The following is an 18,080-nucleotide window of genomic DNA, read 5'->3' as shown; positions in this document are numbered from 1 at the left end:
CACTAATTATCCCGACAAGGTTGAAACTACCTAAAATCCTTGAGCGAAACTATTAGTTTTTTTCGTGCTAAAAAAATGCGACTCTTTACTGTTCCAATTGGAATATTTAAATCTGTTGCAATCTCTTTGTATTTATAGCCTTCAAAATACCGAACAAAGGGAATCTTCAAATCATCTTCAAGTGAATCAATATGACCTTTTATATCCTTCTCCGAAATTTGCGATATGGGCGATACTGAAGCATTGCTTTGCGGAATATTCAGAAAGTACAAATCCTTTGTTTTATCAATAATTTGACGCGTTTTGGTGTTTCGTCTATAATTATTGATGAAAGTATTTTTCATTATTGTGTACAACCAAGCTTTTAAGTTAGTACTATCGGCATACTTATCCTTATACATGAGCGCTTTCAGCAGGGTGTCTTGTAAAAGGTCTGCCGCGTCGTCGTGGTCTGATGTGAGGCTAATTGCAAAGTATTTTAATGGGGCTGTAAAAGATAGCATTTGCTTGTTAAACTCTAGTGTTGACATGGGTTTAGTTGCGTTTGTTTTTACCAAATAATATTTTTGTTTAACAAAAGTATGAAAAGATTAAACAAAAACAAAACAAAAGCAATTTTTAACAAGAATTATTCTGGTCTTCCAAAATTTAATCTGCAGGCTATTTTAGATTTTCTTCAACAAAGAAGATAGGTTTGCTGGGTTCTTAAACAGAAAAATATTTGAAGGAATATGCAGTTGAGAAAAGGATTGTTCGTATCCCGAAAGAAATATCTTGGATTTACTAAAATCTTTTGAAAGCCTTTGTAAATGTTCTTGTGTGTTTAACTCCTCTTTGGGGCAGGTAATAATTGCTAATAAATAGTCGGGTTTTATTTGGGAATAGGCCTTTATAAGATCCTCGTAGGGTACGCTCTGTCCTAAATAAGTGGTGCGAAATCCGTGGTTTCTCAAAAAATAATTATAGTACAGCAGGGCAACTTCATGGTACTCGTTTTCGGGAAGATAAAGCAGGAATTTTTTTGTTGATTTATCGGTTACATTAGGGTGGTTGTTTATTGCTACTATTATTTTTTGACGTATTAAATTGATGACAAAATGCTCCTGACCGGGTGTGGCCATTCCTGCATGCCACATTACTCCTAATTTTTGTAAAAAAGGGTAAATCACATCTGTCATCGTTTTATCAAATCCTATTTTTTTACAGCACAACTCAACCGTTTTTTCAAAACTTTCCTCATCATAGGCAATCATGGCGGCAACGAGACTATCGATTTGAATGCTCGGAACAATTGAGCTTTCTGCAATTCCAAGCACCCGTGTATGAATTTCCTTAGCACTTAATTTTGCAATGTGTGAGATTTTAATGCCTTGATTGTTTAAAAAACTAACATTTAAGATATGTCTTAAATCCGCATTGCTGTAGGTCCTAATGTTGGTTTCTGTGCGGTGCGGTGATAAAAGATGGTACCGTTGCTCCCACATACGGAGCGTATGCGCTTTAATTCCCGAATAGCGTTCTAAATCTTTTATGGAATAATTAGACATTGTAGTTCTTTCAATTCCTTTCAAACAATAACTCTTGTGTAATGTTCTGCATTTCCCAAATAAATAAATTATTTACCCTTTTTATTGTGTGGATAACCAAAATTATGAATTTGAATTTTTTGTTAAAATTAACTATTTTTGGAGATTGACTATCTGCGAGTTAAGTTTTGAGAAAACCACTACTACTATTTTTTCTTCTTTTTATTAGTAGAGCTGAGGCTCAGCTAAACTATACCTTTTCTGGTTTGGCCGGTACATACACCGCGCTGAGTGGTGCAAGCACCTTGCATGGCAGCAATCAAGATGATGCATTATCCGCTGCTACCAATATTGGTTTTTCTTTTACTTTCGGAGGAGTTTCTTATACTCAATTTAAAGCATCCACCAACGGCTGGCTAACTTTTAATACTGCATTAACAGCATCAAATTCGTTTAACGATTTAACTTTTACAGTTGACCGGCCAATTATTGCACCTCTATGGGACGACCTTGCAACCAACGGTTCTGGTGCAGTAAGCTATAAGTTGTCTGGCACAAGCCCTAATCAAATTTTAACTGTGGAGTGGAAACAAATGTTGTGGACTTACAGCGCTGGCACGTATGCTATAAACTTTCAAGTTCGCTTATTTGAAACAACCAATGTTATTGAATTTGTATATCTCCGCAACGGTAATCAAACTGCAAATATTTCAGCTTCCGCAAGTGCTTCCATTGGCTTGGCAGGTCAATGCGATGGCGATTTTTATTCCCTTGCAGATAATTCGGCTTCCCCGGCAGTTTCTAAACTAACTGAAACTACCTCCATTAATAAAAAACCGGCAAACAATCAGGTGTATCGTTGGACACCCGCGGTGTTGCCTCTCTCCGGCGATTTGTGTGCCTCACCTATTGCGATTACATACGGTATAGGATCTTGTAATGCAAGTCTAGGGACAGTGGTTGGAGCTACATCCACCGGGTCGCCTGCGGCACCGGCCTGTTGGTCACCCTCCACCAGTTCAAACGATGTTTGGTATGCAGTTACCAAACCTGCCGGTCAAACAACCATGCAAGTATCAACCGATTTGTCGTCGAGTGCCTGTAATCCTTTTGGAACTGCAATTGCCGTTTATTCTGGAACTTGTGGAACTCCTGTTTTGGTTGGATGTGCCGATAATAATGGGATCCAAAATGCTAATAATGCAATTCTGGTGTTAACCGGTTTACCAAGTGCTGCAACAAGCTATTTGATTCGTGTAGAGGGTGACGCTGCAACGGTGGGTAATTTTCAAATTTGTGTTCGAGATGTTATTAACGATGATTGTGCAAACGCAACACCTTTAACACCGGGTGTCTCCTGTGTTACAACAGCAGGAAACGTTTCAGGGGCTACCGGCTCACTACCTGCCAGTGCTTGCAGCGGAACAGCTAACGACGATGTTTGGTATTCATTTGTTGCGAGCCAGGCAACACATGTGATAACTGTTGTGGGCTCTTCTAGTTTTGATGCAGTGGTTCAAGTTCTTTCGGGGCCTTGCGGTAGTATGACATCTCTTTTTTGTACCGACAATAGTTTCGCAGGAGGAACCGAAAGTATTACCGCAACGGGACTTACCGCTGGAACCACCTATTATGTGAGGGTTTATGATTACGACACGGGTATGCCATCCACTACCTCCTTTACCATTTGTGTCACAACCCCTGTAATGCCAACTTGCCCAACAGCCCTAGGCACAGGAGTGGTTAATGTTGCTAGCTTACCCTATACCTCCATAGGCCGCACTACTTGTGGAAAAGTAAATGATTTAACCGCTTCGAATGTTGTAGTTTGTGGTAGTTCAAGTTACTATACCGGAGAAGATGAGGTTTTTGTTTTTACACCCTCCTCTAGTGGAAATATCACCATAAGCCTTACCAGTAGTGGGTCTTGGACAGGTATGATGCTTTACGCTGCTTGCCCTTTTAGCGGAAGTTGTGTTGGTTTTGCACAAAGTTCTGTGGGAAATAAGTCTTTATGCACTACGGTAGCATCAGGAGTAACTTATTACTTAATAATCGACTCCTACGCAAGCCCTGCTTGCAATCCTTTTGACATTAGTATTACTGCCCCAACAACTGCAGTTGCAAACGACGAGCCTTGCTCTGCTATAGCGCTTCCTGTTGCGACAAGTTGCTCCTATGTGGCCTATACCAATGAGTGCACCTCTGCTAGTTCGGGAGTTCCAGCACCGGGTTGTGCAAATTATTTAGGTGCGGATGTTTGGTTTACTGCTGTTGTTCCAGCCTCAGGAAGTATTTCAATCGACACGAAAGAAGGAACAGTAACAGACGGAGGAATGGCCATTTATTCAGGAACCTGTTCTTCTTTGACACTCATTTCATGCGACGACAACAACAGCACCAATGGTTTGATGCCGCAACTATCTCAAACAGGTTTATCTCCAGGGAGTACAGTTTGGATACGGGTTTGGGAATATGGTAACGACAACAATGGAACCTTTTCTATTTGTGTAAGCGACCCTTGTCCCGGAGGAAGTGTGGCAAATGATCAACCCTGCAACGCAACCGCATTGGGACTTAATGTGAATCTATCAGGAGATAATACTTGTGCAAATGGAATCAATGACCCATTAACCCTGCCGAGTTGCTGGGTAAGCGGAAGTTCCAATACGGTTTGGTACAAAATTGTTTGTCCTGCATCCGGACAATTAAAAATACGCACCAGTCTTGGCTCGCTTTCCAACACTCAAATCGCTTTGTTTTCGGGTGCTTGCGGAGCGCTAACCTTGGTGACGGGGGCTTGTAACGATAATTCTCCCAGCTGCGGAACCTCTTCTTATACGAACTCCGAACTCTCTATTTCAAGCGGCTTAACGTCCGGTCAAACTTATTACCTTGCAATTGACGGCACTGCCGATTTAAAAGGCACCTTTGATGTTATGGCTGTAGATGGAAGTGTTGGTTTTCCGCTTGCTGCCGGTCAGGATTGTGGTTCATATAATCCGGTTTGCGGGCAAAGTATTTCGGTTGGAAATCCCGGATATCAGGCTTATGGAAACGCATGTAATTTTGCAGGGGGGGGAAGTAATTGTCTCGCTTCCGGAGAAAGAGGAACCGCTTGGTATTCAATTCCAATAAATGCTAACGGCAATCTAGCATTTGACATTGTTCCAAACGATTGGTTGGGAGCTCCAAGCACCACCTCCACAGATTATGATTTTGCTTTATGGAAAATAAGCGGAAGTGGCGCCACCACCTGTGCCGCAATTTCTGGCGGAGCTGCTCCCCTAAGGTGTAATTACGATGGTTATGGGGTTACCGGCTGCTTTGGTAATGTTACTAATACCGCTCCTGCTGCTTATCCGGGTTTTGGTCTTGCTTATGAAACACAGGTTTCGGTTGTTTCGGGAGAAGTATATGTTTTGGTTGTAAGTAATTTTACCAATAGCACTTCCGGTTTTACGCTTAACTTTAGTGCAAGCGCTCCTATTAATTATACATCGGCCGGAACAACTATTACCTGGTCGGGGGGTACCAATACTGCGTGGGCTTTAGCAAGTAACTGGGGCGGTTGTAACCCACCGAATTGCACCATTGACGCTTCAGTCGTACCTGGTTCAACGAGTCAACCTGTAATTTCCACAAATACTTCGGTAAAGAACTTAACTATTAACAACGGTGCCACTTTAACTATTAATTCGGGGGCAATTTTGCAAATATGCGGGGACTATGTGAACAACGGAAATCTATTGGCATCTCCCAATTCAACCATTTTGTTTAACAATGGAAGTGTCATTCAAAATATTGACGGGGCGCTTGTAAGTGCTGATAAATTTGGAAATTTAAGCATCAATAAAACCGGTGGCCAAGTAAACCTTTTGCAAAATATTGATATTGGAGGAAACTTCACCACATCCACAGCAACAAGCATTTTAAACACAAACGGAAAAAGTATTAAGCTGGCCGGAAACCTCAGTAATTTTGGTGGCAATAATACATTTAGCGGCATTGGCGCCTCCGGAGTGCTTGAGTTTAATGGGACATCCTCACAAAGCTACTTTCAAGGAAATGCCGTGCTTGATTTAAACTCAGTGATACTAAACCATAGTGGGACAGGAGTAAATTTGTTAAGCAACTTAATTGTTAAATCAACAAGTGGTTCGTTGACATTAAATAATGGAAAAATAATTACCGGGGCAAATGAAGTTGTGGTTGCCAATGTTAGTCCAGCCTCTGTTAATGCTGGTAATTCAGCGAGTTTTGTGTCCGGAAATTTGAGACGGTATTTGTCCACAACCGGTGCCTATAATTTTCCGCTTGGAGCTGCAAGCAAAGGATATCAGCTAGCCAACATTAATTTTACATCGGCAACAAGCATTGGCAATTTACTTGGCCGTTTCGATGCCTGGCCTTCAACCCCTCCTATAGTTGGGGGTAGTGATTGCAGCAATTTTTATTCGCTGGCTGCTGAAGACAATGGTTATTGGACTATAACCGCCGATGCCAATCCAACTTCCGGAACATACACCGCTGCTCTTTACCCCGGAAGCGCCGGAAATATCGCAGCAGCAAGCGCTTGGACCATAATGAAAGCCCCCAATCTAGCCGGTGTTTGGGGGTATGACGGAACCTGCGGCACAGGGACCTCAACCTTAGTTTCACGAACAGGAATGAAAGGTTTTTCTGTTTTTGCTGCAGCTCAAGGAATTTCAGGAAGTTTACCCATTAATCTTTTAGGGTTTGATGGTAAACGAGAGGGTTCACAAAACCACTTGTTTTGGACAACAGCTTCAGAAATAAACAATGCTTATTTTGTCGTTGAAAAATCTGAGAACGGTATAGATTTTTTGGCTTTTCAAATACTTAACGGAGCTGGCAACAGTAATGGCCTGTTGCACTATTTGTGTGTGGATGAGAAGCCTTTTGATAAAATTAGTTATTATCGATTAAAGCAAGTTGATTTTGATGGGGCATTTTCTTTTAGCCGAATTATTTCTATCGCTGGTGATTCGCAATTATTTCAAGTAATTGCCACCTATCCAAACCCTACAAACAATGAGATTTATCTTGACCTTAAAAGCAGCGCTATTCAATCAACAATAAAAATCCGAATTAGTGATGTATTTGGTAGGTTATTAGCACAACACAATGTGATTTTTTCAACGGAAACAATTCATTATGCATTGTTCCTTGGAGATTTTCCGGCAGGGATTTATTTTGTTCAACTTTTGGACTCAAATGAGATAGATCTTGGACATTTAACGGCAATTAAAAAATAATGCTAAATAGCCTACTTCCTTTTATTCGAACCTATATTAATTAAATGCAGTGGTTGTGAATGGCAATTTCATTATTTTAGTCTAACTATGCAACCTTATTATTGTTTTTTCGTTCACCTGTATTCAAAGTAATTTTGAAGATTTTTTTTGAGTACGAAACAGTTACAAGCATCTATCCACACATAAAGCCTGCTTTTATATGAATTTCTTGCGTTTCAAATTTTTTTTTCACTCTGTTTTTGCTCTAATTTTCATTTATTCTTCGAGCTGGGCTGCAACTAAAACATTTAGCATTGCCGGCAATTTTAGCACTCCTGCAAACTGGGGGGGTGCTCTTCCGGTTGCCGGAGATGCATTGGTTATTGCAGCAAATTGCACAGTAGATAACGCAACTGCCAATCTTGCCTATGGAAATTTAACCATAAATGCGGGAAGGTCTTTGAATTGGCCGATTGGAGGAACAGCCATCCTAGCTGTTGTGAATATGGCTTCGGGAGGAGCAACAGGTACTTTGAACATGACAAATGGAGGTAAGCTAATTATCTCCGGTACATGGTCATCAGCCAACCTTACGTTTACTTATGGAACAGGGACTATCGAAATTAAATCAACAATGACTTTGCCTGCTGCCTACACAAATTATTATAATTTAATTGTTAACGGTGCCGGAAAAACCGTCACATTGGGAGCTAACACTACAGTAAACAATAACTTAACAGTAACCCTCGGGGCTTTTACCATAGGGGCCTTTACTTTTTTAGAAAACGGGAGCACAACTATTACAAGTACTTTAAACATTAATAACTCAACCGGTTCAAAAACATTTATGCACCTTACCATTAATGGAACCTTTAACAACAGCGTAAATGAAGATGTAACCATTAAAGGGAATCTCATTAATAATGGGACTTTTACAATGGGAACAGGAGAAGTTATTTTTAGTGGTGCAACTTCCAATACAGTAAGTGGGTCTGCTGTGTCAACTGCATTTGGAGGTGGAATAACCGTAAACAAAGGTGTAAGTCAGTTAAATGTTATTGATATACAAAGTGTAATTACGATGGTAAACGGTGGGTTAACGCTTCAAAATGGGACCTTTAAATTATCAAGCGCATCTACGATAGTTCCCTTTACTTCCGATCCGAATATTCCTACAACTGCAAAACTTTGGTGTAATGGGGGAACTATGAATTCTACCGGCAGCTTTGATTGGAGCTTAGATGGATACCTCTTAGTGAGTGCCGGTACCGTTAATTTTGGTACCGCAATGAGCGATCGTATTATACCCACAACAACCGGAGCAAACACCGGAACTGTTGAAGTTACTGGTGGTAATTTAAACGCTACCGGGCGTATCTCCAATGGAACAAATGCTTGGACTTACATTCAAACAGGTGGAACTACCACTCTAGGGACAATCGGGAATAACGTTGCCGGCCGAGATGTTTTTAATATGGACAATACTGTAAGTTGTTCCTTCAGCATGTCGGGAGGAACCTTAATTATACAAAATAAAGGAGGCAGTGGGGGAGAAAATCTTGGTTACCACAATACTGCTGTTTTGGGATCCGGATTCACGGGAGGAACGCTTCAAATGGGAAATGCATCCACAGCGCCGGGTACTATTATGAGGGTGGAATCCAGTATTCCTATTTATAATTTGGTGGTAAACAGCGCCAATGTAACCGTTCAAATACAATCTCCGGCAGCTCCAGTTACAACCTCCTTGACAATTACAAACGATCTTACCATTTCTGCAGGAGTCCTGGATGTAAATGCCGGCTCACAAAACTTATCGATTGGAGGAGATTGGAGCAACGCAAGTGTTGCTGCTGATCCATTTACTCAGGGTTCAAAAACGGTTACTTTTAATGGATCAAGCGCGCAAACGATTTCAAATAGCGGGGATGCGGATGGTACTGTTTTTAATAACCTTACATTAAACAACTCTTCCATACCTCAGTCTGCTGCTCTTGTTTCTCTTAACACACCCGTAACCGTTAATGGGGCCTTAACTTTAACCGATGGTTATTTGGTAACCAGCTCAAGTAATATTCTTAATCTTATTGCCGGCTCGAGTGCAACAAGCGGCAGTGCAAATAGCTATGTGAATGGACCCATGACAAAAGCAGGAACCACGGCATTTGTTTTCCCATTAGGGTATGGAAATGGTTTGCGTTGGGCACGCATAGGAATTGGGGCTCCTTCGGCGTCTTCCACTTTTAAAGCACAATATTTTGCAGTTCCTTTTGCAAATACATCTACAATGGCTGTAAGCCCCTCTCCTGTGCTTAGCAATGTAAGTACACAGGAATATTGGCAGCTCGACCGCAGTGTTGGCGCAGGAAATGCAACTGTTACACTTTTTTGGGAAAACGCTAATTTTAGCGGGATTGATCAATGTAGCAACGCCGATTTAAGAGTGGGGTACTGGAATGGTGCGTCGTGGGAAAATAACAACAATGCTGTAAGCACCACCGGTACTTGTGTTGGCGTAACCGCCGGAACAGTTTCCACTACTGCCGTTGTGAGTTCATTCGGTACGCTCACGTTTGGTTCATTAACCAATTTGGTGAATCCTTTGCCCATTATGTTGATCTCCTTTTCAGTGAACAATTGCGAAAAAAATGTATGCATTGATTGGACTACCCAAACTGAAGCTAACAATGATTATTTTACAATTGACAAAACCAAAGATGATGTAAATTATGAGCTTGTTGCAAATGTTAAGGGTGCCGGAAATAGTACGGTGGTTAAACATTATTCCTTAATTGACAATAGCCCTTATGACGGTGTTTCCTACTACCGTTTAAAGCAAACTGATTTTAATGGCAATTTTACTTTTTACACGCTCAGAGAAGTTGACAGAAGTTTAAATACCGATTTTTCAATTTCTCTCTTCCCCAACCCCGGCAATGTGGGAGATGTTAACCTTGCCTTGAAATCCGAAAGAGGAAAAGAAGTGTTGGTGGTGGTGTATGATGTTACCGGTCGCGAAACCTACTCAAAAATATTGATTACCGAGCGCGACGGTCAAAATGTTTTTGCACTGGACCCATCCGGAAAACTCGAAAGCGGAATTTATTTTGTAACCGGAACATCCGACAGGAGTGTGGACAGTAAAAAGCTAGTTATTCGCTAGTTAAAGCATTTCGAAGTTAGGCTTCTTCCTAATAAATATTATCGTCTTGATACTTCTGCTCGTTTGATAGTATATTTTCACCAGGCAGAAGTTTACATGTGTTTCCCAAATGCTTCTCATCCAATTAATGGCACTATCGGTTTTTTGTATTGTTAGTTGATTTCAAATCAGTAAGAATCCCACAAAATAAGTAATTCCCGTGTTGTGGAATGCGCTAAATTTGTTCAAAAATCAACTCATGAAAACAAAAAAAACTTCTTTAAAGTATCTGGTTATCCTTCTAGTTATAATTGCTAGTGCATCGTGCAAAAAAGCAGAAGATGCTACTGAACTGCTCGAAGACGGCGGCAACACCACAGCTGTAACTCCCTCTTACAGCTATAAAGCCAATGATGCCGATGCTGTATTTGCAGCAGTAAACGCAGTTACCTATCAGAACATTCCTGTGATTGGGCTTCAAAAAATTGATGTAAACACCGCTGTTGCTGCTTTTTTTAGTACTACCGGAAACAAGCCATATACCAATGGCGGAACAGTGACCTGCGAAGGAAAAACACTCACGCAAGATACTAGTAAAGCATACCTTTTTGCGCCCAGTGGCTCTGAAACAATGACTTTTAGTGGCAATACGGATTGGACTATAGCCGGTAATTCTTCCAGCGGAATGCCATCTGTTAATTTTTCGAGCGCTAGCCCGGTTCCTACTTATAATGGAATTGCCAATGGTTCATTAACATCAAATGTTAACCGTGCTAACGATATTACGATTACAATTAACGGAACAATCACCAATGCCGATTCGGTTTTTGTAACCATATCCAGCGGAAGCGCTTACGTTCAAAAAGTGGTTGCTGCAAATAGCAATTGCACTTTTACAGCTGCTCAGTTGGCCGCACTCGGTGCTACAAATGGTTCTGCAAACGGAATAATTCAGATTGCTCCATTTAAAATCGAATCCAGCACCACAAGCGGGAAAAAATATTACTTCATTAACGAAGCTGCTTATACAAAATTTATTACCGTCGAGTAATTCCCCTTTACTTTTTTAACCAACACACCCCGCTATTTCAGAATAGCGGGGTGTGTTGGCATTATACACAACCGCCCTCTTTTAACAAGTCTGTTTATTACTAATTCCAAAAAGCGCATTGGATTTTGTTTTTAATACTTAGTTTTATCTTCACTAAAATCATATTTAATGAGACAACAAAAAGGCAAGGGCTCGCAGGGAAAGGGCAAACAACTGATTACAAAAGAACTACTTTCCGTTTTTCATCAACATCCCAAAAAGCCATTTAATCCGAAACAATTGGCAAGCATGTTGGATATTCGAAATCCACACGACAGAACCCTTATCAATACAATATTAGACGAACTTTGTGACCGCGATGCAATCCAAGAAATTGAGCGCGGAAAATTCAGATTAAACAGTGCCGCTCAAAATTATATTACCGGAATTGCACAACTCGTAACTTCGGGAGCTGCTTATGTTGTGAGCGAGGAAAGCGAACAAGATGTGTATATAAGCCAACGCGGGGCCATGAATGCCATGAATGGCGATAAGGTGAAAGTTTCGGTGTTTAAAAACTCCGGTCGTGGAAAAAACCCCGAAGGTGAAATTGTGGAAATTATTCAACGTGCCAAATCCGAATTTGTAGGAACCATCGAAATCTCTAAAAATTTCGCGTTTCTCTCCTCAAGTGGGCCAAGATCCGGTCCGGATATATTTATCCCCTTAAGCAAATTAAAAGGGGCTCGAAATGGCGATAAGGCAATAGCTAAGATAACCGACTGGCAGGCCGGTGAAAAAAATCCTACCGGTGAAATTATTAATGTACTCGGAAAGGCTGGTGAAAACAACACTGAAATGCATGCCATACTTGCTGAATATGGTTTGCCCTATGCATTTCCTCCCGAAGTGGAAGCAGATGCAAACCGCATTCCCACTGAAATAACAGCAGCCGAAATTGCCAAAAGAAAAGACTTCCGAAAAATTACAACTTTTACTATTGACCCTGTTGATGCAAAAGATTTTGACGACGCCTTGTCCATTCGTCTAGTCTCAAAAAAGGGAGAGCCCAATGTTTGGGAAATTGGTGTTCATATTGCCGATGTAAGCCATTACCTCTTGCCCAAAACCATTTTAGACAAAGAAGCTTTTGAGCGCGCAACTTCTGTTTACTTAGTTGACAGGGTGGTTCCTATGTTACCTGAAATTCTTTCAAACAATGTTTGTTCTCTTCGTCCAAACGAAGAAAAACTGTGCTTTTCGGCAGTATTTGAAATGGATGAAGAAGCTAATATCGTTAGTGAATGGTTTGGAAGAACGGTAATAAATTCAGACCGACGATTTTCTTATGAAGAAGCACAGCTGAGGCTGGAAACACAAGAAGGTGATTTTGTAAGCGAGTTGCTTACCTTAAATAAAATTGCAAAGAAGCTGCGCGAAATACGCTTCAAAAAAGGCTCAATCGGTTTTGACAAGGTTGAAGTAAAGTTTAATTTGGATAAAGACGGCGACCCCATTGGTGTTTTCTTTAAAGTTGCAAAAGACAGCAATATGTTAATAGAGGATTTTATGTTGTTGGCCAACCGCAAAGTTGCAGAGTTTGTAGGTCAAAACGGAGCTAAATACACCGCTGCTAAAAAAAGTTTTACCGTTGCTTCTTCCGCTCAATTACCTTTTGTTTATCGCATTCATGACGCCCCCGACAAGGATCGCCTTTCGGCATTTAGCGATTTGGTGAGTCGCTTCGGATACAAACTCAAAATAAATTCTCCCAAAGAAGTGGCCGACAGCATGAACAAATTGTTGAAAGAGGTTGTAGGAAAGCGAGAGGAGAGCATGGTAGAACAACTAGCCATCCGAACCATGGCAAAAGCTATTTATACGACCAAAAACATTGGACATTATGGTTTGGCTTTTGACTATTATACCCATTTTACATCGCCCATCCGCAGGTATCCGGATGTTATGGTTCATCGCTTGCTTCAACATTATTTAGATAAGCAAAGCGGTGCTGCAAATCCGGGGCTTGTTGAAAATTTGGAAGAAAAATGCAAGCACAGCAGCGACATGGAAAAACGTGCTGCAGAAGCGGAGCGTTCAAGTATTAAATACAAACAGGTGCAATTCATGCAAGACCATATTGGAGAGCTCTTTGAAGGTGTTATTTCTGGAGTTTCCGAATGGGGCCTATATGTGGAGATTGTAGAAAATCACTGTGAGGGAATGGTTCGGATGAAAGACCTAGAGGGTGATTTTTTTGTGTATGATGAGGAAAATTATTGCTATTGGGGCAAACGCACCAAAATAAAGTATCAGTTAGGTGACAAGGTAATGGTTAAAATAAAACGCGCCGACCTTGTTAAAAAACAATTGGACTTTGAAATGGTAAAAAAAACAGAACAGTGAATTGTTTAGAGCAGATTTAATCGGCTCATTAACTCCTCCTTGTGCGAGCCGCCAATTGGAATCGGCTTCTTTTCATGTTCAATAATTAGATACGGTTGCTCGATACTAATAATTTTATCAATGCGCACAATAAACGAGCGATGCACACGCACAAATTCCTTTTGAGGAAGTTTTGCTTCAATGTCTTTCATTGTGGAGTGAATGGTATAGCGTGCGTTGAGGGTATTAACTATTACATAATCCTTCAATGCTTCAACATAAAAAATATCAACCGTTTGCACCTTCACCAACTTGGAGTTGGATTTAATAAACAGAATATCCGGTGTGCTTTCCTGGCTTTCAACAAGAGAGAAAAGGAAGTCTCTTTCCTTTTTTAGTTCAATTGCCTTTTGGTGTTTGTAAAGCGCCATTTCGATATTTGAATGTAAATCAATTTCCTTAAAGGGCTTAATGATATACCCATAGGGTTCCGATATTTTTGCTTTACTTAAAGTACTTTCGTCTGCATAAGCGGTAAGAAAAATTACCGGAATGTTGTTTTTTTCATGAATAAAATTTGCTGCATCAATACCGCTCATTTCACCTTTTAGCATGATGTCCATTAAAACCAAATCGGGCTTCTTTTCGTCTGCTACTAACACAGCAGCCTCACCGCTGTTAACCGTATCAATAACATGATAACCCAGTTTTTTTAAGCTTTGGGCAATATCTTTTGCAACAATGCTTTCATCTTCTACAATCAGAATATTAGTTTTTGACATCACTTATTTTTTTGGTTAATTCAGACTCAAATGTGACTGTAAATTTAGTACCTATTTTGTTTTCACAAAATATTTCCCCGTTTATTTGTTCTACAAGACTTGTTACAAGTTGTAATCCAAGGGAGTCGGTGTTTCTAAAATCAAGTTTTTGGGGCAAGCCAACACCATTGTCGCTAATGGTGAGGGTAACACGGTTATCTATTTCTTTGAGGCGCACCCATACCTCTCCTCTTTTTCCTTCCGGGAAGGCATATTTTAGAGCGTTTGAGACCAATTCATTCACAATTAATCCACAAGGAATAGACGTGTCAAGGTTCAAAAAGATTTCATCTACATCATGGTGCAACTCCACTAAACCACTGTAAATTCGATAGGAATGAATTAAGTTTTTGGTGAGCGTTACAACATACTCTGAAAATTTAATACTTGAAAAAGCGGATGTTTGATACAAACTCTCATGAATAAAAGACATTGACTTTATTCTATTTTGCAATTCACGCAGCATTTCAAGCGTATATTTATCTTTAATGTAGCTCGATTGCAGGTTCATGATGCTGGATATAACCTGAAGGTTGTTTTTAACCCGATGGTGCACTTCTTTTAACAATACTTCCTTTTCTTGTAAGGACTCCTTCATTTGCTCTTCTGCCAGCTTTTTCTCCGTTATGTCGTGGGCTATTCCTGAAATCTCGTCTATTTCGTTGTCTCCTTTATAAATAGGGCTCAAAAAGATTTCGCGTACCACCAGGTTGTTGTTTTTATCGAATTGCCTTGTCTCAAATTGTTGCGGCTTCCCTTTAAAAGCTTCTGCATATTTCTTGTCCCAAAATTCATGGTATTCATCTGGAGCGAATTTTATTTTGGGTGCGTCCTTGTCCTGCGAAATTTCAGGTGTTATTCCATATAAGTTGAAAATCGCATCGGAATAATTTTTATTAAATGAGGTGAGGGCGATTTTTCTATCTACTGACCAAATTAGGTGAGTGCTGCTGTCAAAAATTGCATTGATTTTTGCTGCTTGGTCATTAATTTTTTCCTGCGTTTCCTTTTTTTCGGTGATGTCTTCACAAATACTAACTAAATAGTCCGGTTTCCCATTTGTGTCAGTTATAATAGAGGTTGTGAGGTTGCAGTAAAGGGTAGAGCCATCCTTGTGTTTATATTTCCGCTCGGTAGTAAAGTTTTTTATTTCTCCTGTCAAAAACTGTTTCATAATATCTTGAAGCAGTTCAATATCTTCGGTATTTGATACATCGTAAATTGACTTTTGAATCAACTCCTCCTCTGTATAACCCAACATTTTGCACATCTGTTGGTTGGCCTGAATATATCTTCCTGACAAATCAATTCGTGCTATTCCCAAAAAGGCCTGGTCGTAAATGGCGCGATATCTTTCTTCACTGAGCTTAATGGTTTGTTCGGCGCTTCTTCGTTCAGTAATGTCCCTAAAAATACCTCTTGTGGCAACAATTGCTCCTTCCTTGTTTTTCTTGGAGCTCAGGTTCCCTTCTACTAAAATTTTACGATTGTCTTTGGTTATAAATGCAAATTCAATATTGTCGATTTTCTGGCCCGAAAAAACCATATTCATAGCTTCCTTACAGTGTTCTATTGAGTCGGGATGAATAAAGTTTAATACATTTTCATTTTCAACATCCTCTACCTTGTAGCCTAGTGCTTCTCTCCACATGGTGTTCACATATTGAATCTTTCCTTGTGTATCAACACTTTGAATTATCTCAGTAGTATTTTCAAACAAATCGCGGTAAAGCTCTTCGCTTTGGCGTAATTTTTCTTGCGCTTTATAAATCTCCGTTACATCTCTTGAAACGCCCACATAGCCTATTAATTCGCCTTCTTCACCAAATATTTTAGAAGCCGTTAAAAAGCTGGTAAACTGCTCTCCATTTTTCTTTTTATTTACAATTTCTCCTGTAAATAATCCAATATCATTTATTTGTGCCGAAACTTTTTCAAACTCATCATAGTTTGCATACAAAAAATCGAAGGGCTTTCCTATAACTTCATAACTGTTGTATCCAAATGTTATTTGTGCTGCGCTATTAAACTCTGTTATTCTTCCAGAATCATCCGAAGCCATAATCATATCAAGCGATGAGTTAATGATGTTCTTAATGTACTTTTCAGATTCTTGCAGTTCACGTTGGGCTTTTATCCGCTCCGCAACCTCGCGATGAAGCACCACATTGCTTTCCTCTACAATTTGCGCGCGCAGCCGTTCTCGTTCAACTTGTTTTTTTTCTGATAAATTGTGTACAACCAACTGAACAGCTTGCTTGCCGCGATACAACATTGGAATCGACTTTGCCTCCAATTCTAGTCGCTTACCTTTCTTGTTAATTACTTCGTATTCTTCAAAATCGGCAACCTCTCCTGCCTTCACTCTTATCATCCTCGATTTTACTGCTTCATGATACTCTGGTAACAAAAAGCTAAAAAGTGTTTCGTGCTCGATTTCTGAAAGATCCGAAACGCCAAGCATTTCGAGTCCGGTTGGATTGGCAAAAATTATTCTTCCATCAAGGTGTATAAATACCCCGTCAGGTGAATTTTCAAACAAGGTTTTGTAGCCTTGTTCACTTTCTTCTAATTGCTTTTCGAGTCGCTTTCTTTCGGTTATATCTCTCGAGATACCTTCAACAGCAATCCACTCTCTTCGTTCGTTGTAAATAAACTTAACGATCGTTTCCATCCAAATTATGCGCCCATCCTTTCGTGTGATGCTTGTAACGGTGGGCATGTGTTCTAACTCTTGAATCAATTTAACCTGATTCTCAAAGTCGTTGGCTATTTTTAAAATTGTCTTTGTTGTGTCTGCGTTCAATAGTTTTAATACCAGCTGATTGTCCTCGTAAAATTCGAATGGAGTATATCCGGTTCTTTCGGTTACCACAGGACTTACATACGAAAAGTGAGGAATCCCCGCACGCTCAAAACGAAATACAATATCCGCAGCATTTTCGGCCAACATTCTAAAGCTCTCTTCGCTCTTTTTTAGGCTCTTTTCTACTCGTTTTTTGTCGGTGATGTCGTTAATTATCGAGAGGTTAAACTGGCTGTTATTAACTAGCATTTTCCCTCTGCTCACCTCCACATCAATGATGCTACCGTCTTTTCGAATATGTTTCCAAACGCCCGAAAAATACATGTTTGAAGAGGCAGAACTGTCCCCTTTGTTACTCAAAAAGTCAATCATTTCAACCTTATTTTCAACCGGTCGAATATCGAGCAACGACATTTTCAAAAACTCTTCTCTTGAATACCCATAATGCTTAATTGCGGCATTATTGACATTCACAAAACGGAGCGATTTTCGCTCCGAAATCCACATCGGTAAGGGATTGTTTTCGAAAAGCAATCGGTATTGCTCCTCGCTCTCTTTGAGTTTCGTTTCATTTTCGGTTCGTTCTGTAATATCCCGAATAATGGCCTGTACGATCTCGTCGTCATCAAAAATAAATCCCGAAAGGCTAACTTCAGCGTCAAAAAGTCCGCCTTGCTTTTTTTTATATTTCCAGTAAAATAATTGTGGTTCTCCTTGCAGGGCAGCACTTCTTTTTTCCTGTCCCTTTTCTTTTGAAACCCTTCCATCGGGCTGTGTTTCGGGCGAGAGACTAAACGTATCTTCTCCCATCACATCTTCTTCGTTGCACTCAAACAAGTCTAAAAATCGTTCGTTGATCTCAACCACAACGCCGTTTTTAATCAACATGATGGCGTCGTTGCTTTTTGAAAACAGCGATTTGTATTTTTCCTCTTCTAACTTCTGCTTTCGCTCTTTCAACCTGCGGTTGATAAGCAAAATAAAAATCAAAGCAAGGGTTATGATATTAAAACAAAAGAGAATTATCAATAAAAGACTGTCCATGCCCATCAATGTATCATGCGGAAAGTTACGAATTTTTTTAGAAAAGGGGATGCGTAAACCCCTTAATA

General features: G+C 40.1%; 8 protein-coding genes. 4 read left to right on the top strand and 4 right to left on the bottom strand.

Annotation, left to right across the window (positions count from 1 at the left end; all coding sequences use genetic code 11):
- Positions 1-26: 26 nt before the first annotated feature.
- The gene (locus IPP32_03660) at positions 27-530 is read right to left on the bottom strand and encodes an RNA polymerase sigma factor (GenBank protein ID MBL0047175.1); all 504 of its coding nucleotides are present in this window, start codon (positions 528-530) and stop codon (positions 27-29) included.
- 135 nt (positions 531-665) lie between these two features.
- Complete coding sequence (locus IPP32_03655; GenBank protein ID MBL0047174.1) at positions 666-1,547, bottom strand: MerR family transcriptional regulator; 882 nt, start codon at positions 1,545-1,547, stop codon at positions 666-668.
- 167 nt (positions 1,548-1,714) lie between these two features.
- Between IPP32_03655 and IPP32_03650 the strand changes: the two genes are divergently transcribed.
- The 4 genes from IPP32_03650 (at position 1,715) to rnr (ending at position 13,362) form a co-directional block, all read left to right on the top strand.
- Entirely contained in the window at positions 1,715-6,805 is a 5,091-nt protein-coding gene (locus IPP32_03650; protein ID MBL0047173.1) for a T9SS type A sorting domain-containing protein, read from the top strand.
- 199 nt (positions 6,806-7,004) lie between these two features.
- Entirely contained in the window at positions 7,005-9,947 is a 2,943-nt protein-coding gene (locus IPP32_03645; GenBank protein ID MBL0047172.1) for a T9SS type A sorting domain-containing protein, read from the top strand.
- Between the two features lie 238 nt (positions 9,948-10,185).
- Complete coding sequence (locus IPP32_03640; protein MBL0047171.1) at positions 10,186-10,977, top strand: hypothetical protein; 792 nt, start codon at positions 10,186-10,188, stop codon at positions 10,975-10,977.
- Positions 10,978-11,145: 168 nt separating this feature from the next.
- Positions 11,146-13,362 carry a ribonuclease R gene (gene rnr, locus IPP32_03635; protein ID MBL0047170.1) on the top strand — a complete coding sequence of 739 codons (2,217 nt, stop codon included), beginning with the start codon at positions 11,146-11,148 and terminating at the stop codon, positions 13,360-13,362.
- 5 nt (positions 13,363-13,367) lie between these two features.
- Here the strand turns inward: rnr and IPP32_03630 are convergent, their stop codons facing one another.
- Both IPP32_03630 and IPP32_03625 read right to left on the bottom strand, forming a co-directional pair.
- The gene (locus tag IPP32_03630) at positions 13,368-14,123 is read right to left on the bottom strand and encodes a response regulator (GenBank protein ID MBL0047169.1); all 756 of its coding nucleotides are present in this window, start codon (positions 14,121-14,123) and stop codon (positions 13,368-13,370) included.
- Entirely contained in the window at positions 14,110-18,012 is a 3,903-nt protein-coding gene (locus IPP32_03625; protein MBL0047168.1) for a PAS domain S-box protein, read from the bottom strand. Before IPP32_03625 ends, IPP32_03630 begins: the two co-directional genes overlap by 14 nt.
- Between the last annotated feature and the right edge of the window lie 68 nt (positions 18,013-18,080).

This window comes from Bacteroidota bacterium (genome assembly GCA_016721765.1).
Lineage (GTDB): Bacteria > Bacteroidota > Bacteroidia > UBA4408 > UBA4408 > UBA4408.
Note: the sequence above shows the minus strand (reverse complement) of the source record. Positions and strands in the feature narration are given on the sequence as shown.

Coding starts and splice junctions, on each gene's coding strand:
- IPP32_03660 (MBL0047175.1), bottom strand. CDS start 530: ATGTCAACACTAGAGTTTAACAAGCAAATGCTATCTTTTACAGCCCCA.
- IPP32_03625 (MBL0047168.1), bottom strand. CDS start 18,012: ATGGACAGTCTTTTATTGATAATTCTCTTTTGTTTTAATATCATAACC.
- IPP32_03640 (MBL0047171.1), top strand. CDS start 10,186: ATGAAAACAAAAAAAACTTCTTTAAAGTATCTGGTTATCCTTCTAGTT.
- IPP32_03645 (MBL0047172.1), top strand. CDS start 7,005: ATGAATTTCTTGCGTTTCAAATTTTTTTTTCACTCTGTTTTTGCTCTA.
- rnr (MBL0047170.1), top strand. CDS start 11,146: ATGAGACAACAAAAAGGCAAGGGCTCGCAGGGAAAGGGCAAACAACTG.
- IPP32_03655 (MBL0047174.1), bottom strand. CDS start 1,547: ATGTCTAATTATTCCATAAAAGATTTAGAACGCTATTCGGGAATTAAA.
- IPP32_03630 (MBL0047169.1), bottom strand. CDS start 14,123: ATGTCAAAAACTAATATTCTGATTGTAGAAGATGAAAGCATTGTTGCA.